The following is a 24851-nucleotide window of genomic DNA, read 5'->3' as shown; positions in this document are numbered from 1 at the left end:
TGCTTAAAAATTTATTTGTGCTAAAACTTCATCTGCTCTTACAGACCCAATTTCTTTTGCTAAACCATTTAAAACATAAGTAGAGCGTACACCACCTAAATGATTTCTGTCTTTCAAATTTAAATACCTACTATTAGAACGTACACCCTCAAAACCATAATGATGCACGAATGAATGTTTTGGAGACTCTAAAACCAACCTTTGCAAACGTCCGTTTTTCATTTTATGAGTAACTTTTGTTTGTAAAGCCAATCTTGAAAACGACTTACTTTCTCTTTGTATGGTATGTCTAATTGCAGACTGTAAATGAGAAGCGTGTTTTTTTCCTATCGCTCTTTCTAATTGTGTATTGGTTTTTAGCTTCATAATAGGTGCAATTTAAAGCAGCCTTATAGCTAAAAATAGGACAGAAAAAAACCACTCAATTTTGAGTGGTTTTTATATATTTTATTTGATAGAATTTTCTAATAATAATTTTCTTCTACTGTAATAGATGCAGAACGATTATCTGGAGAAAAATCAATGGGAGTTTCTTTTTTAATAAATGTAATAAGCCTTATATCAACTCCTTTATGCTTTAAAAAATAATGGGTTTCATTGCCTTCTAAAACTGCATGAAATTTATTTAAATTTTCTCTGGACTGATCATCAATATTAAAGTCTGGTAAATATTCTTTTATTCTGGATACAAACAAATTTATTTTCTTCTTCTGAAATTCATTGGTTTGTTCAAAAATGTAACTTTGGAGTTTTCTAGTATGAAGATTTTCTAGCATAGAAATATCTATATATGTTGCTTCATCAAGCCAAAAATTCTGCGTGTTTTCCATACTCAAATTTACGGAATTAATTTCTAATGAGAATCCATCTTCTAGATCTGGCATAAAATTTTCAAAAGGAGGTGCTTCAATATTAACTGTTGGTGTTGTGGCTAAAAAATCTGTTGTGCTAAAGATTGCTAATACTAACAATAGTTTAAATAGGTTTTTCATGATAAATGGTTTAATTTTTTAATTAGTTCAAATATTGTATTTTAACAATTGTTTAAATAGGACAGATTTAAATTACACCCATTTATCACCATCTACAACCAAGCTAAATTTAGGATTTAAAACAAACTCGCAACGATAACCATATAAATAGTGTGTTGTTACAGGGCCTACTTTTGTAAGTGAAACCTGTAATAAATCGAAAATACCATACCAGTTATTTTTAACGCCATCTATAAAAGGAGTTGCAGAAAACTCTTTTAATTTTCTAACTACTTCTAAAGCAATTACTAAATTGTTGTTTAAAACTTGGTTTTGTGCAGCTTCATCTAAAACATCAGAAGTATCTACATCCTGCATTCCTAAAATATTAAATGCGTTGGTAAAATTTAATAAAGGAGAACTTTCTGAAACAGCAGGTTGCACATCTGGACCTTCATACGTCATTAATGGAAAAACGGTGTCTGGTCTTACATCTCCATCAAACTCAGCAAAATTCCAACGATAATTTGTTTTAATATCTACATGAGAATCTCCTAATTCTTTTAGCTTGGCAATAATATCATTAAATGTAATTTGGCTCATTATTTCTGGTCTTTTGGCAGGTTAGACAATGCCATTTCATACCCATCTAAAAAGGTGTATAAATTGGTTTTAAATGTTTTGTGATAATCTCCAAAAACCTTATTAGAGAAACTTAAAATAACATCAGAGAAACCAGAAGATTGTGGTATCTCTGATATTTGTTTCGTTTCTTCTTTTTGTTTTGGAAATATATGTTTGTATTTTTTGTTACTAGAAATTGCATCTCTACAACCTTTGTAACTTAATAGTGCAGCAAATAAATACTTGGTTTTAACATTTTCTGTTTTAGCAACCATTTCTTCTAACAAGTCTTTGTTAAAGATGGGTCTTACTTTATTTTTAGAGTTAATATACAGTACTGCAAATAGATACTGCAAGTAACTTTCTCCGAAATTAGCCTCTTTATTATTTACATTTCTTAAATAACCAAGATATAAATCTTCACAAACAGAAAACTCTCCAATTGTGAAATTTGTTAATCTATCTGCAGGAGCAAAATATTTTTTGCTTTTTATTTTCACAACAGGTATAAACCTGGTTAAATCTTGTTTTTTATAAAAAAAATAAAAGTGTTTTTTAATTTCTGATACTTGCCTTACTTTAAAAAGCAGTATTATTTTTTTAAGGATTTTAAATTTAAACCATTTGTAATTTACAAATACTTTAAAAAGCTTATAGTCTAGTAATTTTGTGTTCTGTTTAGAAAACAATAACAAACTTATTTTTATCAGTTGATTATTTGATAAACTATTCCAGGAAGTAGGTATTTTAAAAACTAAGTTTTGCATTTGTTAGTCGTGTTATTTTTTAAATTTAAAGACTAGATAAATTATAAGGATAAAAAAATAGAAGATGCAATTGCAATAAATATACCTTTGTATTGAACAGTATCTGAAATAGAGGATGCTGTTTCCTTTATTTTTGATTTGTCTATACTATTTTCTGATGATTCTATTTTATTTGAAACTAAAGAATCTTTTTTTTTATTCTTTACTGATTTGATTGTGATGCTTTTTACATTTTGAAATTTTTGTTGATGGCCATTTGCATCTGTGATGGTGGTTGGTTTTTTTGGATCTGCTGTTAATAATACTATTTCTTTAGAATTTAAATCCACTTGTGAAAGTTGAAAAGTATTTTCTTTTTTTTCATTCTTTACAGACGTAACATCTAACTGATTATTTTTTGTTTGTTGCGTAGATTTACAACCAATTAATAAAACAATTAACACAATCTGTAAATAATTTTTCATCAACTTATAGATTTATTTTTTCAAACCAATATTAATTTCATCAACACAAATTGATCTTAGCCATTCACCAACATTAAAGCCAGGACAATCTTTTTTAGATACTTCATTATGGCCTATAACTTTAATATTAGGATGCCTTAAAATCATAAATAAAACATATAATTGTAAAGATCTATGTTGCTCAAAAGTTCTGGTATCTTTTGACTTTTTAATATCATTTTTTTCAGTTCCGCCTACATAAACAACATGCGCTGAATTACCATTAAAACCATGTGCACCATTAGAAATTTCCCAAGGATCTATTGTATCATCTTGATTATAATCAATCAAATTTTCTAGACCACCATTTAAATGTATTATATCTCTATAACCTACCCTAGACCAACCACGCTCAACTAAATGCCATTGTTCAATATCTTCTTTTGTAACTTCTCTACCTTCTGGTGTAGCAGTGCAATGAATTATTAAGTATTTTAATTTTGACATAATTAAATTTTTATTTTTTCCTTTCTTTTCGTTTTTAATTTTTAAAAAGTACAATCTAATTTGAAGAATTAAAAGAATTATTGCTCCCGCAAATAAAAGAAGGCTTTTTAAGCTCTCTAAATCCATAGCTATGTATGAACCGGTAAAAGCATAAGCGAAAATATTTAATAAAAAAGTTTTTGTATTTTCCAATTTGTTTAAATTTTATTTGTTTTATTCTTTTTAAGAAACTTTCCATTTTATCTATCGCAATTTTTACAAAAATTTCATAAAAAGAAGTTGCTAATAAATAGGTAATTAAATATTTTATTACACATTCAGCTTTGCATTCATTGGCAAAATAAAAGATCACAGAAAAAATAATAGAAGAAAGAAGTACTTTATAAACAGCTTTAATTTTTATAAAATCTGTTGTGTATTTAACAATGTAAATTCCCGAAAGAATTATTATTATAAAAAGTTTAAAATCTATGTAATTCATAAAAAAATGTTCCATTTTGTTAGTTTTTATTTTTAAGTAATTCAATTTCTGCTTTTAACTCTTGTATCGCTTTTATTAATAAAGGCACTATCTTAGAATAGTCTACACCTTGCATTTCTTCTGCATCTTTTTCCCCACTTACTGCTTGTGGTAAAACCTCTTGTAATTCGTGAGCCATTACACCGTAACTTCTGCTTTCGTCTACTTTCCATTTGTAATCATAAACAGGAATATTAGAAATCATTTCAAGACCGTTAAAATCTTTTAAATCTTCTTTTAACCTGTAATCAGAAGAAGTGTTGTAAGATGTTGCAGAACCTGTCACAGATATACTACCAACTTGTGTTCCTGCTTGTCTAAAAAGAACTAAGCTTCCTGTACTAGAATTTCTGTTAAATATTCCTGAAACGTTTCCTGACCTTGAAGCAGATATTAGTCCAATTTCTTTAACTGTAGCTCCGTTTACATTGTCGTCAGTTACTGTTTTACCAATTAAAACATCTCCACTAAATATCCCACCCGTAGCACTTACACTAGAAGCGAAGGTGGCTGCGCCTGTTGCATCAGAAGAACTAAATACTACTTGTGCTCTATCAACATCGTAGAGATAAAAACCCTGTGAATTAATACCAACTTGCCTTGTATTATATGTATCTCTTTCAAATCTTAAAACTTTACCGTTTTGAAAAGTTGCATCATTGTTTATATCTCCACCATTCCAATTTCCTGTAAAATCCGTTGCACTTACACTAGAAGCGAAGGTGGCTGAACCGTTACTTTCTATTTTAAACCTATTAACTCCGTTTTGTATTAAACTAAAAGTTTGACTAGCACCATTAAAACTAATTGAACTTGTGGTTAGGTCTGTAAAATATGTTGAGTTAAACCTAGTCCTAAAAATATTTCCTGTAGATTCTATTGTTCCTCCTGCACTTACACTAGAAGCGAAGGTGGCTGCGCCGTTTACTTGTAGTTTAGAACCGTTGTTTGTGCTACTTCCAATCATAATATTTCCACCGTAAGGATTAAGTGAAACATTTTTTACAGCGTTAGTGCTACTATAACCTTGTATTAAAGGAATATCCGCAGAATTATAACCTATACCTAATTTAACCGAAGGATTTGCAAGGCTAAAAACTGTATTTGCATTGCTTCCAAAATTAGAGACTTCTGTTATTGTAGCACCTCCATTTATTGTTGCCTTAGTTGCACTTACACTAGAAGCGAAGGTGGCTGATTGGTCGGAGTTTAATCTTAAGGCTTCTACATCTCCTGTTGAAAAATGTAAAGAAGGCAATTGTCCGTTTGGAGCATTTTGTTTATAATAAATTTTAGCTTGCCTAGAAGGTGTATCATTTTGACCTAAAAGAATAGCTCTTTCGTTTCCTACTCCTGACCCAATAACAACAGAAGTTAAATCTAAAAGAGTTATATCAGATAAAGTTGATGTTGTATTATTTACGCTTATTTTAGCATTAGCCCCACTAAACAACCCATCCGTTGCACTTACACTAGAAGCGAAGGTTTGAGCTACACTAAAGTTGTTATTTACATTAGTAAACGCTACATTAGACAAAGGAGCTTGATAGTTAGTGCCTGCAATAAAGTTTGCAGTATTTAACATTTTATACCAAGTACCAGCACCATTAATATCAGTACCTCTATTATAAACGTCACTACTATTTAATTTAGAAAATAACTGAAAATTATATCTTTGAGAAGAACTTAAATTCCCTTGCCAAGAAGGCATATTAAGTAATGCTGCATCTCCTGTACTTGGAACATTAGAATTAAGACCACTTAAAGCATAGAATCCTGCTTTATATATAGTATTGACATCAATAGCAGTACCTCCTGGACTCAACCATCTACTAGAATTACTTCCTTGAACAAAGTGGTCTGAATTTAAACCATTTAAGTTTCCAATAAAATTAGTTGCACTTACACTAGAAGCGAAGGTGGCTGCTCCTGACCCTTGAACATCACCTTTTAAGTAAGTATCTGTAATAATATCGTTTCCTATAGTAACCGTATTGCTACCGTTTCCTTTAGCAGAATAACCAATGACAATTTGGTTGCTTTCTCCATCTGCATTTGCTCTTGTATCTTGACCTATAAAAATAGAGTTTGACCCTGTTTCGTTTGCAGTTGTGCCATCTGCAATATTTCTTCCTGACCTATTTCCAACACCTATATTAGAGCTTCCTGTCGTAATTTTACTTAAACTTTGAACGCCTAAAGCTGTGTTTTCATTTCCTTCTGTATTAGAAAATAAAGCAGATGAACCTATGGATAAATTTTCATCACCACCTATATTTGAACGAAGTGAAGCATAACCTATTGATATATTTGTAAATCCTGTTGTATTAGAAAACATTGATGTATGCCCTAGAGATACATTGTTTACTCCTGTTGTGTTATTGGTTAAACTTTGATACCCTAAAGATGTATTTCTAGCTCCTGTTGTATTATCTATTCCAGAATCTTCACCAATAAAAGTATTATCTAAAGAATCATTTAAATCAAGTCTATTAGTCATTACAACAACATCTGTAAATGTTTTTTCACCTGCTATACTTTGGTTTCCTGTTAATTTAACGTTTTGGGCATCTAAAGCAGTAGCCCATAACAATGTAGCATAATCACTAAAATAATTACTTCTGGGCACATACTTTAACAAACCATCATTCCCTAAAACAGCAACACTATCTGCTTTTGTGCCTAATGTTACATCAATAAATTTTGGAGGATACGCTGTATCTTGTCCGAAGATTTTACTAATGTTTATTAGTAATAAAATTAAAATTATTTTGCTAATTTTTTCATTTTCTTTATTTTAAAAATTTCTATATTCTACTTTTTTATAACTCCCATCTTTAAAAAAACCCGCTAATGTTCCGAATGCATTTATATCTCCAGAAACATATTCTGCTGATTTTATGTGTATGGTGTCCGAAATTCGTCCGTTTGTAATAATTTCTGTTGCTGCTAATGTTGCTGTGGCATTACTTGGTTTTTTATGCCATGCAAATACTGCACCCGAAGCAATTATTTCTTTTGCACTAATTCCTAAATTTGTTAAGGCGTTGGTTTTTTGGGTAGTTGATAGGTTTTGGCTGTTAATATCAAATCTTAGTCTGTTTGCTAAGGCAGTTAAAATACCTGTAATATCTTGATCGTTTTCAGATATTAAATCAAACAACTCTAGTAAAGTGTCAAATGCATCACCTGCTCCTCCTAAAATTTTATTTTCTAATAAATCTAGCTTATCATCTACATCTGTAATGTTTTCTTTTGCATTGATAAGATTTAAAATAGTTTGTGTAAAATCTACATTAGATCCTTTTATTAATAAAGACCATTTACCTTCAGTAAATTCTGTTGCAAAATCTATCGTTGTAAAAGGTATCGGTGTATTTAGCTTGTAAAGGTTATTGTCTTTTACTCTAAAATGTGCTACATCTGCATTTGTAATATTCTCTGCTAACCATATTTTTAAATCTACTAATGCAGTAGCAGAAGCTTGTGCAGCTTCTTCTTGATGTGTAACATTATTTGCAGAAAGTATCAGTGTCATATTTCAAATATATTTTAGTTAATGGTTTTTAAATAGGACAGATTAAATTGCAACAACTCCTTTACCATTAATAAATGGAGTTGCTCTTGTAACTGTTAATTCTGTGTAACTAAACAATATTGGGTTTTCTTTAATCGTTTTTAAAGCTGTTTTTAAAAACTCTTTTGCTTCATTCTTTTTTTCTTTTCGCTGTTTTATTAAGTGCGTAGAAATTTCTTTTGCATTGGTAAAGTTTCTCTCATAATCTAAAATGTCGAAACGTAATTCGAAACCATTAGAAGATTGATAAAACAAACCGGATCCTAAATTTTTTGAAACTGTATATAATACTGCTGCTTTAGAAACTAGGTTTTTTACTTCTGTAAAAATTGGATCTACGCTTATAGAAGTTTTTAATTCTTTTAAAGTTGCAAGGGTTACACCAGGAATTAAATATTGCTGTTCTACTATTTTTAATTCTGGAACCAAATGGATAAATGTTTGTCTGGAATTAAAAATGTTATAATGTTCTTGAAATTCTGCAGTATTGTTTACCAGTACATCTTTAAACTTTGTGTACTGCTCTGATGTTTTCCATGAAGTAAACTTGTCTTCGTTTTTATCGAAGAGCGCCAAAACATTATCAATTGCTTTGTAACCTTTCTTTTTATACAAACGCAATGCATCTCGTTTATCTACTTTTTCTGCGGGTTCTTGGTCTTTCGGTGTTAGAACAGAAATGCCTCCTTTTGTAATTTGAAGACCACCTACAGCCATGTAATTAAATAAAGCTAAATTGATTTCTGCTTTTTTAATAAACTCGATTGCTTGTTTTACAATTACGTCTAAACCTGTATAAGCATCTAAAATTGCATATTCTTCTAAAGAAATAGCTTTTGCAATTTGGTTGTCTGCTACGTCTGAAAGTTCTGGAGATAACAAAGCATAAGTAAAAGAGGAACTTACTTTTGCATATTTTTGGATGTCTGTAATGTCTTTGGTTATCATATGTTTGCAGTTTTTTTAGTGCCAGTTGGATTTACATCTAGTGTGGTAATTTGAGTATTTTGAAAAGCACCTACTAAAGTTTCATCCCAACCATTATATTGTTGAATGAATTCAAAGGGAGATAAATAATATTCTCTTTTAGGAATTGCTCTTGCAGACAGAATATCCCAAGCAACTCTTTTATCAGAACCAGAACCTGCACCAATTCCTCCAACTTGGCCAGAAGAAATAATACAACCATCTACAGAAATTGCAGAAAGTATTTCATCATTTGCAACAACGCCGTCTGGCAAAAAGGCACCGTCTTTTAATTTATCATCTATAGCAGTAATTTTTAAACCAGGTATTTCTTTTCCTTCAATATCTCTATAAATCATGGACCAAATAGACTTCCCAGTATTTTTAGTATCTCTTAAACTGGTGTCTATAAAATCTACAAACTCTTTTCTTACTTTTTCTTTTTCATCTACAGAAAAATCATCCCAGGCATCTTCATATTTTGATATAAAATAATCGTTGTCTACTTCTATGTGATATTTTATTGTAGATTGATTTTCAAACAACGCTTTTTTAAATTCTGGTATTGAATTGGAAACGTGGATCCATTTACTGTAATATGCCGAATGCCAAGGTGCAACTGGATAGTAATTTTCATCTAACATAGGATAATGAACAGGTCTTATAAACCTGGTTATCTTATATTTTTTACAGTACTCTTTTACTGTTTCTGAAGACCACGCAGGATTTATATATCTAACAGGTTTTGCAAAAGTGCCTTCTGTTAAATCTGCTTTTTTATGCCACTTTGTAGAAATCCAAACATTTTTTATAACGCCTGTTTTTTCATCCATTAACTCAAATCTACATTGTGCAGATTTTTGTCTGTAAATTTCATTAATAGCATTGTAGTCATTAGAAGTAACATATTCTGGAAAAGCAATTGCAAAGTATTCTAAATCGGCAATACTTTCTTTAAAGAAAGTTTTCATCTGATTGCTCTTAAAAAAAGCATTAATCTTAGGGTGTTGTAAAAAAGATTGTTGAACTAGCTTTCTTTTTGTGTCTCCGTTTTTTTCTTCTTCGTATTTTTCTTTAAAAAGAATGAAACCGCCTCCGTAATGATTATCTCTAACAGCATTTAAACCAGAAGTTGCAGCTCCGTTTTTTCTAACATCTGCTAAAAGTTCTTGAGGAAATTTATTACTTGTACCCCAAGCAGCTATTTTGTTTTGCTCTTTGTCTTCTGTAAATAATATTACTTCTGTAGGTTTAGCAGTGTCTTTTTTTGTTGAAGAACTTTTATTATTAACCTGTAAGACAGCTTGACCATCTCCAACAACACCTATATAATTATTGTTAAATGTTTTTTTCTTTGTCATTATGGTAAAACTTTCTTTGCGTTAATACTATCAATAAGCCTTAAATGGATTTTTTTAATTTCTCCGTTAGCTAATTCAATGTTTCGAGTACGGTTGTTAAAATGATTAGGATTTCTTTTACTTCTAACTTCAGTAGATGCAGCTTTAATTTGACCTCTTAAAGTTCTTTCCTGCTTTTCCCAAGCAAGTAATTTTACATTTCTGTAAATTTTTAAAACACCACCTTTTTTAGAATTTTTGTTTAATGAATAAACATCAGCATCAAAAGGAACAGAGTTTCCTCTTTTATCTTTTTGATTAATGATTGCTAAACATTCAGAAAAACCAACTGTACTCATAAGGCTAAAGTATTGCCATGTACAATTTTAAAATAGGACATATTTAAATCTATAGAATTTCTTTAAAAACTCTACTTTCTTTTAAAAAATGCAGTAGGAATACTTTAAAACATGAAAAAAGGTGTGGTTTTTAATGTGAATTCTCATTTATTTTTAGTTAAAATTCTGATAAACAAATTATTAACCTTTAAAATTTAGCTTAAATTATTGTTTTTTAAACAGAAACTCACGCCGACACCTTTGAATTTTGACAATTGTTATTTAATAAAAATAAGGATATATGAAAATTACTTCTTGGATTGGTACAGATCCCAGTTCTCCTTGTCTTTTTTCAAAAGAGATTTAAACAAGTCATAGATTGGTATGTCAAATGCATCTGAGTAGTGCGTTGTATGCTGTTGCTTTAAAGATTTGTTCTTCTCATCTTTCTTTAGCTTTTCAATACCATTTCTTCCTTCAGTAGCTTCGGCTCTTTCTAATGAGATTATTAAGTCCGGACAATTGTATTCGTTAATAGTTATATTCTTGTATCTTGATGCAGATGACTTAAACATTAGATTAATCAACGCATACTTTGCATTGTGTGGAGCTGCAGGTTTACCTTTAGATTTATCAATAACAGTCCAGCCTCTTGCTTTTAGTAGACGTTTAACTTCATCTCCATAGGTTTCATTCTTTCTGTCTGGCTTAATCTTATTACCATCATGGCCATAATAAAGATGCACTTTCTTATTCTTTAAAGGGGCATAGTAATCACAGAACTTCTCTATTAAATCATCTATAATATCCGGCTGTTGTGTGTGGAAACCTTTTAAGTTTCTATACTCTTTCGCTAGATTTTGAGATACAACAGCACATAGAAATAAACCCCAGTCAATAGATAGTATCAACGGTTTATCCCTTACAATATCATTATCTTGCTTACATGTTAAGTCTTTAAGTGAATAGCATTTTATTAATTCTTCTTGATATTCCTTGTCATAATCAGTATAAATATTCTCCTGGTTAAATTGTGGATAGAATCCGTTTAGGATCTCTTTAGGTCTTATGTTTAAGATCTCTGCATTATATATTAATTCAGAAGGACATTCATCAAACATTTCATCAAACCAATCTGCTCTTAGATTTAATTTATTAACTAATGCAGATGCTTTTAAGAATAAATATATCTCTGGATTTTTTACTTCCTTATTCTTAATCTTATCATTCATGTCCGTAAACCATTTCCCTTTTTTAGATAGTGGAGTAGAAGAAGCATAAATTTCACAACCTAATAAAGAAGCTTTTGGAAAACGTTCTGACTTAGCTCTATTGGTAGTTTTAACATTGTAGTATAATTTCTCTGGATCAAACAATGCAGCCTCATCTCCAAGAACACCAAATAGATTAAAACCACGTCCACTATTGGCTGTATCTAAAGAAATAAGATGAAATATTGCACCATTACTAAAATGGATAACATTGTTCCATTTATCTGGAGTTTCAAAAGGCATTTCAAAACCATATTTTTCTCCACTTTTTCCAACTACATAATCTACATTTTCATAGATTCCTAAAACAGCTAAACCTTTCTTGGTACTTGGTAATGTTCTTGCTAGTATTTGTTGATAAGAAGAACCAACCAAACCAAATGCAGCACCAGGCATTTGCTTTACCATTTTCTTCATAAAAAAAGCCAACATAAAACTCTTACCGGTTCCACGACCCCATTCTAAATAGATTTTTTTAAAACCACCAATTGTAACAGCAAAGAATGCCATTAACTGAATACCGTTTAAAACAATCCGCCTGTAAATTTTATTAGATTTACTACTCATTTTATTGAATTTCTTCATGAGGAATATCCTCTATTTCTAAATTATTAAAGTCTATTTCACCTTTTTTAAACTGCTCTTTAATTGCTTCTAAAACAATAGCCGGTACAGAATAATGATCTGGTTTATCTTCTAATTTAGCAGGGTTAAAGTTGATAGCATCTATTCTATCAATCTCCATATATTTTTCCATTTTGGTAAGTGCTGCAGATGCTGCAAGTGGGTTTTTCTGTTTTATAGCCATTAAAAAAACCTTGTGGGCATATTCTTGTAGAATTACTAAAGAAGCTTGTCTATCCGCCTTATGAACATCACCAAACAAACGCAAGGCATTAGACATGTCTTTATAAGCTTGAGATTCTGATATTTCAATTTCTTTTTGCTTATAAAGATCTATATAGGCATTAATTGCCTGCAGTCTAGAATGGAATTTTAAACGTAAACTAAAGAGCGTTAACCATCGTTCGCGCTTTTGTTCTTGCTTTGGAGTTAAAGTTACTTTACCAGGAGTTTTATAATATGCCCAGACTTTATCAAAAGTGGTATCGTTAAGAGTTATTCTAGGAAGTGAATTTGACATTGTATCATTTTTATCTGTGTAAAAATGACAATTGTTAATTCTTTATAATAGGACATATTTAAATTACACTGATGTATTAGATATTTCCTCCAAACACCAAACAAAACTGATATAAACAGTTTCTTCTTTACCTTCAGAAGTAGAACTTTGTTTCAATGGTTTGTATCCAAGAGTAGTTAGAATATCAAACAAATCATAATCATCAATAGAATCTTCTGGAAATACATTAAAAAGCAAGGATAATAAAGCAGAAGAAGATAGTTTATGAGTTGCGTGTTCTAAAGTAGATGATTTAAAATTACTTCTAAGAAATGCAGTTACTTGTGGTTTAGTGTCAATCATGATAAGAAAGTTTTAAATACCCACGTAAGGTTGCGAAACATTAACCAAACAAGGAAAATACAGGCAAAAGCCTGTACTTACGTGGGATGTACTTTCCTCCTTGTTTTTAATAAAAAATGTTTCGCATTGTAAAGATAAAAAAAAGCTCCTTATTAAGGAGCTTTTTTATTAATCTATATCAGGAATATAAGATTTACCATTTATTTTTATTTGAATAGAATTATCTAGTTTAAACATTCTGTCAATAGTTACTTGACAATATCTAGGTTCTAATTCTATTAGATATGCATTTCTTTCTAATTGATGGCTAGCAACCATTGTTGAACCAGAACCACCAAAACCATCTGCAACAATATCTCCAATCTTACTACTGTTATTAATTTGATAAGAAATTAAAGGAATTGGTTTCATTGTTGGATGTTCTGCATTTCTAAAAGGTCTGTCAAACTCTAAAACTGTTGTTTGTTTTCTGTCTGTGTACCAATTATGCGCTGCTCCTGGTTTCCATCCATATAAACAAGGCTCATGGATCCAGTGGTAATCTTGTCTAGACATTACTAGAGAATTCTTTTTCCATATTAACGTCTGTTTATATAGAATACCTGCAGCAATCATTGCTTTCATAAAATTAATAGTTTCTGAAGTAGCAAACCAAACATAAAAACCACCTCCTGGTTTAGTAAAAGAACCAATTGCAGTAAAAAAATCATATAAAAATTGATAAAAAGAATCATTATCCATTTTGTCATTTTGTATTTTTAGTTTTGCTTTTGTTTTACCTTCATAATTTACATTATAAGGAGGATCTGTATTTACTAAATCAATTTCTTTGCCATCTAATAATTTACTCCAACTATCAACTTCAGTAGAAGAACCACATAAAAGCCTATGTTCTAAATTGTCTTTTGTAAATGTTATTATATCACCTTCAATAACATCAATTTTTAAGTTTTCTGGCTCCTGATAATCATCTTCAACAGCTTCTAAAATCTTTGGCATTTCTTGCACATCGGCAGGTAACTCATAATTTTCGATATCTAAACCTAAAGACAATAAATCAATATCATCAAAAGCTTCATCTAGTTTTTCAATATCCCAAAAACCAACAGGAACATTCGAAATAATATTGTATTCCTTAAACTCTTCTTTTGTTAATTGTCTGTTTGGTAGTCTTACATCAATAATATCTTCTCCTCTTCCTAAATCAATCAAAGCTTTAATTCTTTGATGCCCTGCAATAATTATTCTGTCTTTATTTACTGCAGGGATTTCGGCAACATTGTATTTCTCAATACTTTTTTTTAGTTTTTCTAATCTTTCCGGAGTAATTTTTCGAGGATTATATTCACAAGGAATTAACTCGTTTACTTTCATTTTTTGAGTGGTCCACTCTAATGGTTGCGAATCATTTTTCATTATCTCTTAAGTTTATTAATTTAATTTTATCCTGGTTTAATTGCATTAGTTTAGCGGTGCATTTTGCTAAATCACGTTCGTATTTTATAACAAACTTTTTAGCAATGGCAGCCTCTAAATTTTTGGTTAATATTTTGTGTCTCGTGGTTTGTCTGGTAATAGAACCACGAACAGAGTTTAGTTTTTTATAAACGTCTACTCCAGTTATATTTTCAAAAGTCTTTTCTTGAAGAATAACAACTTCTTTAGTTTCTAAGTAGTGATCTATAATTTGCCAAGTTTTATCAATAGCATCAAACAATGTTTCTATTTTTAGGCAGATTACTCTTGCTTTTTCAATATCTAAATCAGTTTGTGGCTTTGTCTTAGGTTTGGCATCCCTGTCTAAAATAACGTTGCCAAATTGGTCTTTAACTGCGTTTATTTCATTCAACTGCATTTTTAAACTGCAGTAAGTAGTGTAGTCAAATTTTTGACGAATATAGAAAGGGTGCAATTCTATTGGTAATTGATTAATTAATAATTTTCTAAAGAATTTATTCTCTGTAGGTTTACTTTTTGGTGATGCATCAATATTTATTTGAATAATTCTTTTAAGTGTTTTGGGTATCGCAGAATTTTCAGCAATTCCAATTGTTGGGGTAAGATTTTTCTGAAGCTCATATTTAAGCTTCATTCTGTTTTGAGGGGTTTCTTTTCTAGAAAAAACGGTTGCTAGGTTTTTATTGTGTTTTGGAAGAGAACTATATAAAGCAACACCCTCTTTATAATTACAACCATTATTAAACCAATCATTAACTGTCATCTGGCTAAATAAAGAAATAACAATTGTTAAAATTAGGACAGAAAAAAACCACTCAATAAAGAGTGGTTTTTCAACAAATTCAAATTCAAAAAAATAATTATGAAAAGTAATTATGCTGTTGGTTGCATTGTAATTGTACCTGTATAAAAAGGTGCAGCAACATGATTTTTATCTCTTATAACAAACATAGTTGTATTTTCTCCTTCGTATTCTGGAGCAACTTTTGCGTTTGCTTCTATAATTTCTGCAGCATATTTAGAGTGGCCTAATTGTCTGTAACTTCCAGAACCTGCTTCTCTAGCTAAAACAATTAATCTTTCGTTTTTATACAAACGTAAAGCACCAATTACTGCTGCATCAGAACCTTTAACAATTACATTAAGTTTGTTCTCATGCACTTTTGCATCTCCAATTAACGGAGATTCTAAACCGTTTTTATCTTGAATTGCAGTAATTCTAGCAAATCCAAATCCTACAGTAAAAGCATGATCTCCTGCAATTGTTGCTGCTTCAATAGCTGATGTTGCTAAAACACCATCTCCTTCAATACCAGGTACATCTTGGATGGTTGCAAAATCGCTAAAACGAGCAATTAATATATCTATATGAGAAAAACCACCAGAAGCTTCTAGTATTGCTCCTCCAATTTCTTCTACTTTTATCGTATGTTTTGCCATTGGTTTTTATTTTAAACGTTTAATGAAACAAGAATTACCAACAATAAGAAACTCCATTGCATCTTTGTTTTGCAGTAATTCTTCTTGAGTGTACACATCATCTAAAACTTTTAAGGTTTTAGGAGTTAAATCTGATAAACCATAAGTTTTACCTTCATGAGTAAAAGCAGTGGCTAATTCTTTTGTTTTAGCTTCTACAACTGCTTCATCTACTAACTTAGATTTTGCAGAATCTGCAATTGCTTCTTCTAACTGAGCAACATTTAATCCCTCAGTAGCTATACCAAGAGATTCTGCTGTTACTATTAATTCATCTTTTTTTGCCATGATCTATATCTTATACGGTTGGTAAATTCTGAGATGCATAATACAAGGCATTTAATGCATTGTCTTGTAAACCTGCGGGTGTTACACCATCAAAGTTTGCAACAAAAATAACTTCATTAATTGCAAAGTCATAACCTAAAGAAAACTCAACAAAGATTTTTAAATCATAATCTTGCACTTGAGTGTCAGTAATTGTAGCAGGATTGTCAATTACATCAATTAACTTCAACATATTTTCTTCATGAGTACAAAAAACTACATTATCATTTAAATCTGAAATTCCTACAATAGGCATTTTATGAGTTTCAGTTTGTGTAGTTCTAGATTCGTTGTAATTAGTATGATCTCCATACTTTTCTATAATTGCATCTGCATACATTAAAGCAACATTATCAGATACAAAAATTTGCTTCAATTTTTTTCTACTCTTTTTAGGAAGAGATCTTTCATAAACTTTCATCTGATCTAAAACATTTACAGAAGTAATTGCAGCTAAAGGAATATGATAACAAGGGTTAACGGTATTAACCAAAACTAAAGACAGTAATTTGTTAAATCCGTTTATTGAGTACCCAAAGTTACCATCTGCAGTACCACCACTTCTATCTCCAATAATCGATAAATCTGAAACATCATCAATAATTTTTTCTAAAAGCTCTTCAATAATTACTTTTGCAATTGGTTGCTCTTCTGGAGTCTTCCCTTCAATTTTTAGATCACTTAACCAAGAACCATAAATCTCATCTACTTTAATAGGTAAGTTTACTTTTTGGCGGAAGTTTTCTAAAGCCTTAGCTCTAAATTGCATTTCTCCAAGAGCTTGCCATTCAGATTTAAAACCCTGTACCACTCGAGTCATCACTTTATGAAACTGCGGATACTTCCCTTTTACTTTTGATAACTTTTTACAGTACTTATCAATTTCTATTTCACCTGCATAAACGCCTGTAGAAATAACTGATTTATTTTGTGCTACGTATTCATCTAATTCAGATTTAATACTTGCTACGGTCATTGTTGCCATGTTATATAAAATTTAATTGTTTAATAATTTATTTGCTTCCTCATTATGAGCGTACACTTTTTGTTCAGCAGCACCATCAATTACATCATCTCCTCCATTAGGAACACCGGTTTTTCCGCCACCAGATTTACCTGCAAATTCTTTGCGTTGGTTTTCTAAAAGTGTCACTTTTTCTGAAACACTCATTTCTGGAGTAAACTTAATTTCTGCTCCTGTTAAGGCTGCATCTATTGTAGTATTTGCAGCAGCTACATTTGTATTTGCTGTGTCTCTTTCTGCAGTAATGTTGGTTACATTAGTATTTGCAGTTGTTAAAGCTGCTTCTACTGTAACTACTTCTGCTTCTTGTAAAAAAACACCTTCATCAGTTGATTGAAAAGGAGTTTCATAACCTAAAGCATTTTGAATGCTAGGTGCTTTAATTTCTTTACTCATATTATTGGAATTATTGTTAGTATTTGAAGAAGTACTTGCTAATGCAAATACTTTATCGATTGCAGTTTGTAGTGTACCTATCTCATCAATTAAACCATTGTCTAAAGATTGTTGTGCTTTATAAACACCACCAGTTAAAACCGAATCTTTAATATTAGGTCTAGAACCTTTCACATCTTTATGAAACTCATCTGTAATTGGATCTAATTGATTTTTGATATATCCTTCTGGATTACCTTTTAAAAGTTCTTCGTAATCTTTATTCTTATCTGTAGATTTGGTAGCATACTCAGAAATTAATTTAGCACCTTTCTTTTCATAATAACCTGTCATATCTAAAAAAGAAACCATAGTTCCTATAGAACCAATTGCATCAACTCTTTTATTTGCTATTATATGATCTGCTGCACAACCTATGTAATAAGCTGCAGAACACATTAAACCATCTGTATATGCTACAACTGGTTTGGAAAAATTTTTAATAAAATCATGAAATTCTGGTGTTCCAGAAACTTGCCCTCCTCCAGAATCGATGTCTAATACAATTCCTTTACAGTTTGGGTCTGATTGATAAGAAGCTATTAAAGATTGCTTAGACTTAGTTCCTCTAGGACCACAACTTTGATTATACTTATAAATAGGATTTTTTAAGGAAACTATTAAAACATAACTTTCGTTACTACTATTAGAATTTTGATTAGAATTAGAAACATTAACACTAGAAGCTGAAATTTTTAAATGTTCTTTAGATTCTTTTTTATTAAAATCTAGAGTGTTACCATTTAAAATGGTAATTAAAGAAGGCATTAAAGAAGAAGCATACGCTTTTTCTATAAACCATTTTCCACTTAATAAAGAATGTAAATTATTAATACTCATCTGTAAAATGCTTTTTGCACCTTACAAACATATTTTAATAAGTAGTTTTTAAATAGGACAGTTTTACACAGGTATCTTAAACCTTTGCTAATACTGGTTTTTGTGGAGTTTCACCAATTATAGAACAAATATACTTGCTAGTAGTTTCAATCTTTTTAGCATGTTGAATACTATAATTAAAGGTTAAAGGAAATTCTAGAGAACCATATATTAAAAAACTCTTATTATTCGTGTACGCTTTTATAATAATATTTTCCTCCTGGTAATCTTGCAGTAAATTATCTACAGCAACATCTAAATACATAACTTCAAAACCACCTTTTATAGTATATAAAATTCCTCCTGCAGTCTTTTTAGGAGTACCAATTAAATTAATAGTTTCTCCAACCGGAGTAATTATAGCATCGTTAGTTTGGTTTGTATTATATGTAAAATCTGATGTATTTTGATTTGTTAATACAACCGGGCAGTTTAAAATATCTTTTACACGAATAATTTCTAGAGATTGAAAACCTCCATACTCTTCTTTTTTGGTCTGTGAAATTATTACCATATTGGATAAATATTTATTTTAAGCTAAACTATCTAAATTAAACCTTTGCTGTTAAAGACTTAATTAGTGCCTGTTTTAATTGAGTTATTTTTATATCTAAATTTAGTTTCTTTTTCAATGGCTCTTTGAACCAATTTATAAACATAATCTAAACTTAAATCTGATTCAGAAATAGAATAGAATGTGTAAAAATTATGAATGCTTTTCATAATGTTACCATGTTTTTCGATACGATTATTAATTAAGATATGATCAACTAATAATTCTTTGAAAAGCTTTTCTATTTTCTTTTGAAAATTTGGGATCTTAGTATAATCGACAAAATGACCATGTTTTTTACATATTTCATACGGAATCTTTAAAGTAAAAAAATTGCAGTCAATAATTTTTTCTGGCTTAGAATAATTACTAGATAAAATTTCTATAGCCTCTAAACCTAACAAACTCCATTTTGTAGCCTTATGATAAGTACCATATTTTTTAGTCAAAAAACTAACTAAATAAGGTTTTATTGGAATTTTTACAATTAACGGTTTTCGATCTATAATTATTTTAACACCCATTCTCAAATATAATTATTTTTTGAGCATTTTTGTCGTTATTACATAATTGTTTCCGTTGAAAGTATGTGTTTTTTCAACAGTCTTTTCAACAATTTTAAAGGATGCTTTTTTGCTTTTAAGATCTGCAATTTCTTTTTCTACAGAAGAAGCCCCATCAACATTTACAACCTTCCAATAATTAACAACTCCGTTTTTAGTTTTTTTGGTACCTACTACTTTTAATATAACCTCCATGAATTCTAATTTTTGATAAAAATAAATTTATAGGACCATTCTAAATAGGACAGAATTAAAAAAACTAAGAAAAATAAAATTTTAAAACTGCTCAAAGGCAACAAAAAACTGTAATTCTGTAATTTTTTCAGAAAGTATTAGGTAACTATTTGAAAATTAAAATATTATAGATTACAAAATAGGGGTTTCTTTTTTGTAATTACTGCTTTTTGGTTTTGTAATTTTTGTAATCGAGGAAAATAGTTGTAATTTAATTACAGTTTTTTTGTAATCTTAAAATATTAATTACAAAAATAAAAATAAAACTGTAATGCTCTAATCCTCCAATATTCAGCACTTTAAACCTATAATTTGTTAAAAATTACAAAATTACAGTTTTTTTCTATTTATATTTTTTTGGGGTTTGGGGTAAAAGTCCGATATTTCGGAATCTAAATACTCCAGTGAAAACCAAAAAAAAAGAGCAGCAGAAGTACAACTCTTTTTAAATTGAAATAAATTAGTTACTTAAAACACGTAACAAACCTTATAGAATAACGTTGGCAAAAAAAAAGCAACACCTGAAATATGCTGATTTTTAGGTCAATTTTTATTAAAGTTGTAGTTTATACGTGTTTTTGGAATATAACAGCAATAGAATTGTGTTTAAACAGTTGTTACCTGTAAGCTGAACAAAAAGAACATAAATGAAAATAAACGAATATTATATAAAGGCTAGATTGTTTCCGACAATTTTGACTTCAATTCCAATTCTCAGTTTGTATTTTTTTGGCTTCAGCGAAAAAATAATTGAGTTTATGACTTTTTTAGAAAGTTATAAGTGGGCTAGCGATATAACGCTTTCGATTGCCATAATTTATTTTCTCGTACAAATCAACAGACTAATTTCAAAAGAATTATTTCAAAATATATTTTTCAAAGAAGAACTACATATGCCAACTACAAATTTTCTGCTTAATTCGGATACCACTTTGGCGAAATCAATTAAATCTCAAATAGTTCAGAAAATAGCTACTGACTTTGATATTCAATTACTTGACTCAAATTCTGAAAACGAAAATGAAGAAGAAGCTAGAAAAATTATTTCAAGTGCTGTGGCACAAGTTAGAAATGTAACTAGAGATAATTCAATGCTACTTCAACACAATATAGAATATGGATTTGTAAGAAATTTGATTGGTGGTTGCGTTTTAGCTTCGTTAATTTCAATATTAAATATCTTTCTATTTCAATACACTTTCCCAAACCCTTTTGCGTTCAAACTTAATTTAGCCTTTTTAGGTGTTTTCATTTTACCGATCGTTTTGAGTAAGTTTCTAATTAACAGATATGGAAAGTATTACGCAAAAATTTTATTCGAACAATATTTAAAAAAATAAAGGAAATGGATTTTAGTATCGATATGCTATCGCTTGGCAATGCAGATTGCAATATAATATGGACAAAAGCAGAAAACGCTGACTTTGTAACAATAATTGATGGTGGTAACCCAAAAGACGCAAAAACAATTATTGAGCATTATGAAAGCTATATAAAACCACATATCTCTGACGATAGTCCAATATTAATAATTAATACCCATCCTCATTCCGACCATATCGGTGGCTTGGTAGATTTAGTTCATTATTTTAAAAATAAGATTGCTCGATTCTATTACAATGACCCAACAGACTACATTGAAGAAGCAAAAAGAATTGAAATAAAAAGCTTAAATGAATCATTTTTGTATTCGAACCAAAGAGTTAAAAAGCTTTTTGCCTCGTTACGACAGTCCGATGACCTAAGTGATATTCTAGCACAATATAAAATTTCCAAATTAGAAGCCTTTTCAGACAATAATCTAGACCATAATTTATTTGATTTTGTTGGTCCGTCAAAAGCATTTTATTTAGAGCAACTTGGATATTTTACAAACATTGACAATCTAAGAACTTCAGGTTCAAACATTCAACCTGAAAGCGATATTAATGAAGTACAAGAAGGATTAAATTCTTGCGATATAGTTGATGAAAAAAATGATGCTTCCGCAGAGAATTTGACATCAGTCTTGACAAAATTTATTGATTCCAGTAATCGAAAGTACTTATTTACAGCTGATGCTGGAGTTGATGCTTTTGAAGCAGCAGTGAGTAATGGATATGATATTAAAGATTTACATTTTTGCCAATTACCGCATCACGGAAGTAGAAGAAATGTAAGTACGAATTGGATTAGTAATTTCAATCCTAAACGATTTTGGGTTTCCGCAAATGGAAGCAAAAAACACCCTAGAAAAGCTGTTATCAGTTGTATAAAGAAAAACTTGCCTGACTGCAAAACATATAGTACTCATAAAACAGGAACTATACATATTAATTCTAAATCCAATGTTTTTCCAGAGCGAAATTGGAGCACAGCAGAAGAATTATAAAAAGCCAGCAGGTAACAATGTATATAAAAAATAGGCGAAACAGTAATAAAATATAGGCTTATGGCTCGTATCAAAGTTCGTGCTTATCCGAAATTTTCGGTGCTTAAAAATCGCCTACTTTTCATATACTAACCGTTAGCAAAAAGCGAAAACAAAATCACGAACAAAAAGAAAAAAACAAGAAATATGAAGTTAGAAAAGATATTAGACAAGCTCGGTTCTCTAGAAAAGAACTCTTTTATTAAAATAATTGACAATATCATCTCAAAAAACCCTAAAAACGCAAAGGAAATTGAGAAAACATTGAGTTCGTCTGACAAGAGTTTGAAAACAGTTGACAATCAAAATATTTCTAACATATTTGAATTAATATCTACAGAATTCATCGACCACATCAACTGCGAATTTCAAGAAGCTAATTCACAATTAGACATTCTAATTGACATTATTATTCGTGACGGAAATTGTATAATGCGACAAGATTGGTTTTCAAGATTGTATGAAAATGAAATGAAGAGCCTAAAAATCAAGATTAAAACACTTAACACTGAATTAGAAAATGATAAGTCCGAACTGAGTGATTCAAGGAAAAGAGATTATAAAATTTATAAGTCTTGTTTATCAGTCGCTTATACAAATGACATTACAAACAACCGAGAAGCCAAAATAACTTCTGACGAGTTATCTATCATTTTGAATTTATCCAAACAATTAGGTTTGTCTCAAGAAGAAATTAAGCTAATAAATTATTCTATCCTACCAGTTAAAAAAGTTGAAATACAAGATGTAATTAATAATCTCAAAAATCTTGGTATAGCCTTTTATTCAAAAAAAGAAAATACAATTTATGTCGCAGACGAAATGGTAAGGCTGTTAAGAAAAGTAAGACGAAAAGAAGTTGCCGACAAATTCTACCGAAGAACTTTGAAACTTCTTAGAGAACCAATAATCAACCAAATAGCTAAAAATCATAACATTGATAGAAAATTAAATACCTCTCAAAAAATTGAGAAAATAATAAAAGGAGGAATTTCCTTTACAGAGTTACTTTCAAATGACATCTATAAAGAAGGAATTACCCTAACTGAAAAGAAAAAAACGCTAAACGAACTTTGTGAAAAGAGTTTAAATATTCAAAATTTAAAGGGAAGTACATTAGAAGATAAAATTAGCAGCTTGATTGAATATTTTGAAAATGTAGAGAAAGACGAAAAGGTTGGTATTTCGCTTGACGGCTTCGACAAAATGCTAACCGAGTTAAATATTTCATTACCAAATCTAAATAAGGACTTGAAAGAGAGATTTGAATTACAAGACGAATATGTTTTAACAGCAGACTACCTATTAGATTACAATTTAAAACCCCGAGATATTTTAGATTTACTTGAGAAGTCTGACTTGACAAAATTCATAAAAGACAACGGAATAAAACAGCGAGGGGACGACACTTTAAATATTCTTGACCATTACAAAGATGTTGAAAACCTTTACCTAGAAAATTATGAAAATGTAGCTTACAGAAATCTGAATCTACTAAAGGAAAACGGAATCATAATAAAGGAAAGTGAGCTTGGACTTAAGTTTGAAGAATTAACTAAAATCATTTTTAAAGGTTTAGCATTTAATGTAGATGATAAGTTTAAAAATCAACTGAACACACAAAAGGATATGATGGATATTCTTTTGAATTTAGGCAAGAATGAAATTATTATTGTAGAATGCAAAACAAGTAAAGAAAAGGGCTACAACAAATTTAGTTCTGTTTCAAGACAACTTAAATCATATCAAAATTTAGCGTTAAAAAACAACTTGCGAATAGTTAAAATTTTACTTGTTGCTCCTGAATTTAGTGATGATTTTGTTTACGACTGCGAAATGGATACAGAAATGAATCTATCATTATTGACAGCTTCTACACTTTCCAAAATACACGAAGCATTTAAATCTTCAAAATACGAGGAATTTCCACATGTACTATTTAGAGATATAGTAATTAACGAAGAAAGAATTTTAAAGGCATTAAGCAAATAAAGCCAGTTGCTAACAATGTATATAAAAAATAGCGTAAGTCATCGCTAACACTAAGGCTTGAGCATTTTAGGAAGTCGCCAAATTTTTAAATTTGACAAATTCCTAAAAATAAAATAATTAGTAAAATTTAAAAATTCGGCTTGTGTATTATCCCAAAATCATCGCTTATTTTAAGCGCTACTTTTCATATACGAGACGTTATATACAAGCACTACTTATCGTATCCTAAACGAACTGCTGTGTTTCTCATAATGTCGCAAAGCTGTTCAGATAATTCAAAACGCCCTTTATTTATTTCAATAGATTTCATTATGTTGCCGTCAGCGTGTCGTTCTGTTGACGCCTTCCAATCAAAGAACATTTCTATTAAATCAAATAAATCAAAGCCATTTACACCGTTCTTGTAATGTTCGGGGTGGTGGCTATTATTTTGGTAATGATGGTCAAGGGCTACTTTCAAACCCTTCAAAAACTCTTTATATTCATCACTTCCGTAAGTACAGTCTTTTAACTTTGGCGTGTACTCATCAAACAATTCCTTTTCGGGGATTTCAAGTTTTGAATTATCGTGAACATTGGCACGTTTTATCAATTCACTTGCTCCTTCTGTTAATAGTTGGTTTACTCTTTTAATGTGCAGTAGAGTATCTGATTTGCTATCGTATTTCATAATTAAATTTTTACTAG

Annotated in this window: 27 protein-coding genes; 3 read left to right on the top strand and 24 right to left on the bottom strand. The window is 30.1% G+C overall.

The annotated features are described in order from the left end of the window. Positions 1-3: 3 nt before the first annotated feature. From BST83_RS13410 to BST83_RS13295, 23 genes are all read right to left on the bottom strand, one after another. Positions 4-366 carry a hypothetical protein gene (locus BST83_RS13410; RefSeq protein WP_104810234.1) on the bottom strand — a complete coding sequence of 121 codons (363 nt, stop codon included), beginning with the start codon at positions 364-366 and terminating at the stop codon, positions 4-6. A 98-nt stretch (positions 367-464) separates the two neighbouring features. Next, positions 465-992, bottom strand: coding sequence for a hypothetical protein (locus BST83_RS13405; RefSeq protein ID WP_104810233.1), 528 nt, complete (start codon positions 990-992; stop codon positions 465-467). A gap of 72 nt (positions 993-1064) precedes the next feature. Then, positions 1065-1574 carry a hypothetical protein gene (locus BST83_RS13400; protein WP_104810232.1) on the bottom strand — a complete coding sequence of 170 codons (510 nt, stop codon included), beginning with the start codon at positions 1572-1574 and terminating at the stop codon, positions 1065-1067. Next, positions 1574-2362: a hypothetical protein gene (locus BST83_RS13395; RefSeq protein ID WP_104810231.1), complete on the bottom strand. Its 789-nt coding sequence runs from the start codon at positions 2360-2362 to the stop codon at positions 1574-1576. Before BST83_RS13395 ends, BST83_RS13400 begins: the two co-directional genes overlap by 1 nt. A gap of 41 nt (positions 2363-2403) precedes the next feature. Next, positions 2404-2826, bottom strand: coding sequence for a hypothetical protein (locus tag BST83_RS13390; protein WP_104810230.1), 423 nt, complete (start codon positions 2824-2826; stop codon positions 2404-2406). A gap of 12 nt (positions 2827-2838) precedes the next feature. Continuing rightward, on the bottom strand, positions 2839-3504 hold the full coding sequence (locus BST83_RS13385; RefSeq protein WP_240614755.1) for a peptidoglycan recognition protein family protein: 666 nt from the start codon (positions 3502-3504) through the stop codon (positions 2839-2841). A 308-nt stretch (positions 3505-3812) separates the two neighbouring features. Beyond that, positions 3813-6461 carry a tail fiber domain-containing protein gene (locus tag BST83_RS13375; protein WP_104810228.1) on the bottom strand — a complete coding sequence of 883 codons (2649 nt, stop codon included), beginning with the start codon at positions 6459-6461 and terminating at the stop codon, positions 3813-3815. A gap of 168 nt (positions 6462-6629) precedes the next feature. Further along, on the bottom strand, positions 6630-7370 hold the full coding sequence (locus BST83_RS13370) for a hypothetical protein (RefSeq protein WP_104810227.1): 741 nt from the start codon (positions 7368-7370) through the stop codon (positions 6630-6632). A 42-nt stretch (positions 7371-7412) separates the two neighbouring features. Further along, positions 7413-8357, bottom strand: coding sequence for a DUF6712 family protein (locus tag BST83_RS13365; protein WP_104810226.1), 945 nt, complete (start codon positions 8355-8357; stop codon positions 7413-7415). Beyond that, on the bottom strand, positions 8354-9736 hold the full coding sequence (locus BST83_RS13360; RefSeq protein ID WP_104810225.1) for a hypothetical protein: 1383 nt from the start codon (positions 9734-9736) through the stop codon (positions 8354-8356). Before BST83_RS13360 ends, BST83_RS13365 begins: the two co-directional genes overlap by 4 nt. Beyond that, positions 9736-10074, bottom strand: a complete 339-nt coding sequence (locus BST83_RS13355) for a hypothetical protein (RefSeq protein WP_104810224.1) — start codon at positions 10072-10074, stop codon at positions 9736-9738. Before BST83_RS13355 ends, BST83_RS13360 begins: the two co-directional genes overlap by 1 nt. A gap of 287 nt (positions 10075-10361) precedes the next feature. Further along, positions 10362-11891, bottom strand: a complete 1530-nt coding sequence (locus BST83_RS13350; protein ID WP_240614754.1) for a terminase large subunit domain-containing protein — start codon at positions 11889-11891, stop codon at positions 10362-10364. Between the two features lies 1 nt (position 11892). After that, complete coding sequence (locus BST83_RS13345) at positions 11893-12468, bottom strand: hypothetical protein (protein WP_104810223.1); 576 nt, start codon at positions 12466-12468, stop codon at positions 11893-11895. A gap of 63 nt (positions 12469-12531) precedes the next feature. Next, entirely contained in the window at positions 12532-12810 is a 279-nt protein-coding gene (locus tag BST83_RS13340) for a hypothetical protein (protein WP_104810222.1), read from the bottom strand. A 168-nt stretch (positions 12811-12978) separates the two neighbouring features. Next, positions 12979-14226, bottom strand: a complete 1248-nt coding sequence (locus BST83_RS13335) for a DNA modification methylase (RefSeq protein WP_104810221.1) — start codon at positions 14224-14226, stop codon at positions 12979-12981. Further along, on the bottom strand, positions 14216-15031 hold the full coding sequence (locus tag BST83_RS13330; RefSeq protein ID WP_104810220.1) for a hypothetical protein: 816 nt from the start codon (positions 15029-15031) through the stop codon (positions 14216-14218). The genes BST83_RS13335 and BST83_RS13330 overlap by 11 nt, the downstream gene beginning before the upstream one ends. Before the next feature lie 110 nt (positions 15032-15141). Continuing rightward, the gene (locus BST83_RS13325; protein WP_104810219.1) at positions 15142-15708 is read right to left on the bottom strand and encodes a hypothetical protein; all 567 of its coding nucleotides are present in this window, start codon (positions 15706-15708) and stop codon (positions 15142-15144) included. A gap of 6 nt (positions 15709-15714) precedes the next feature. Beyond that, positions 15715-16035 (bottom strand): hypothetical protein, encoded by a 321-nt coding sequence (locus BST83_RS13320; protein WP_104810218.1) that lies wholly within the window; start codon positions 16033-16035, stop codon positions 15715-15717. A gap of 10 nt (positions 16036-16045) precedes the next feature. Continuing rightward, the gene (locus tag BST83_RS13315) at positions 16046-17059 is read right to left on the bottom strand and encodes a hypothetical protein (protein ID WP_104810217.1); all 1014 of its coding nucleotides are present in this window, start codon (positions 17057-17059) and stop codon (positions 16046-16048) included. 12 nt (positions 17060-17071) lie between these two features. After that, positions 17072-18373, bottom strand: a complete 1302-nt coding sequence (locus tag BST83_RS13310) for a S49 family peptidase (protein ID WP_104810216.1) — start codon at positions 18371-18373, stop codon at positions 17072-17074. 76 nt (positions 18374-18449) lie between these two features. Beyond that, on the bottom strand, positions 18450-18926 hold the full coding sequence (locus BST83_RS13305) for a hypothetical protein (RefSeq protein WP_104810215.1): 477 nt from the start codon (positions 18924-18926) through the stop codon (positions 18450-18452). A 59-nt stretch (positions 18927-18985) separates the two neighbouring features. Next, positions 18986-19489 carry a hypothetical protein gene (locus BST83_RS13300; RefSeq protein ID WP_104810214.1) on the bottom strand — a complete coding sequence of 168 codons (504 nt, stop codon included), beginning with the start codon at positions 19487-19489 and terminating at the stop codon, positions 18986-18988. 12 nt (positions 19490-19501) lie between these two features. Continuing rightward, positions 19502-19723 carry a hypothetical protein gene (locus BST83_RS13295; protein ID WP_104810213.1) on the bottom strand — a complete coding sequence of 74 codons (222 nt, stop codon included), beginning with the start codon at positions 19721-19723 and terminating at the stop codon, positions 19502-19504. A gap of 686 nt (positions 19724-20409) precedes the next feature. Between BST83_RS13295 and BST83_RS13290 the strand changes: the two genes are divergently transcribed. From BST83_RS13290 to BST83_RS13280, 3 genes are all read left to right on the top strand, one after another. Further along, positions 20410-21102 carry a hypothetical protein gene (locus tag BST83_RS13290; protein ID WP_101014184.1) on the top strand — a complete coding sequence of 231 codons (693 nt, stop codon included), beginning with the start codon at positions 20410-20412 and terminating at the stop codon, positions 21100-21102. Positions 21103-21107: 5 nt separating this feature from the next. Beyond that, on the top strand, positions 21108-22133 hold the full coding sequence (locus BST83_RS13285) for an MBL fold metallo-hydrolase (RefSeq protein WP_104810211.1): 1026 nt from the start codon (positions 21108-21110) through the stop codon (positions 22131-22133). A gap of 186 nt (positions 22134-22319) precedes the next feature. Beyond that, positions 22320-24164: a hypothetical protein gene (locus tag BST83_RS13280; protein WP_104810210.1), complete on the top strand. Its 1845-nt coding sequence runs from the start codon at positions 22320-22322 to the stop codon at positions 24162-24164. Between the two features lie 211 nt (positions 24165-24375). On the opposite strand, the gene BST83_RS13275 is transcribed toward BST83_RS13280, so the two are convergent. Beyond that, positions 24376-24834, bottom strand: coding sequence for a DUF5662 family protein (locus BST83_RS13275; RefSeq protein WP_104810209.1), 459 nt, complete (start codon positions 24832-24834; stop codon positions 24376-24378). Between the last annotated feature and the right edge of the window lie 17 nt (positions 24835-24851).

This window comes from Polaribacter filamentus, assembly GCF_002943715.1.
Taxonomy (GTDB): domain Bacteria; phylum Bacteroidota; class Bacteroidia; order Flavobacteriales; family Flavobacteriaceae; genus Polaribacter; species Polaribacter filamentus.
Note: the sequence above shows the minus strand (reverse complement) of the source record. Positions and strands in the feature narration are given on the sequence as shown.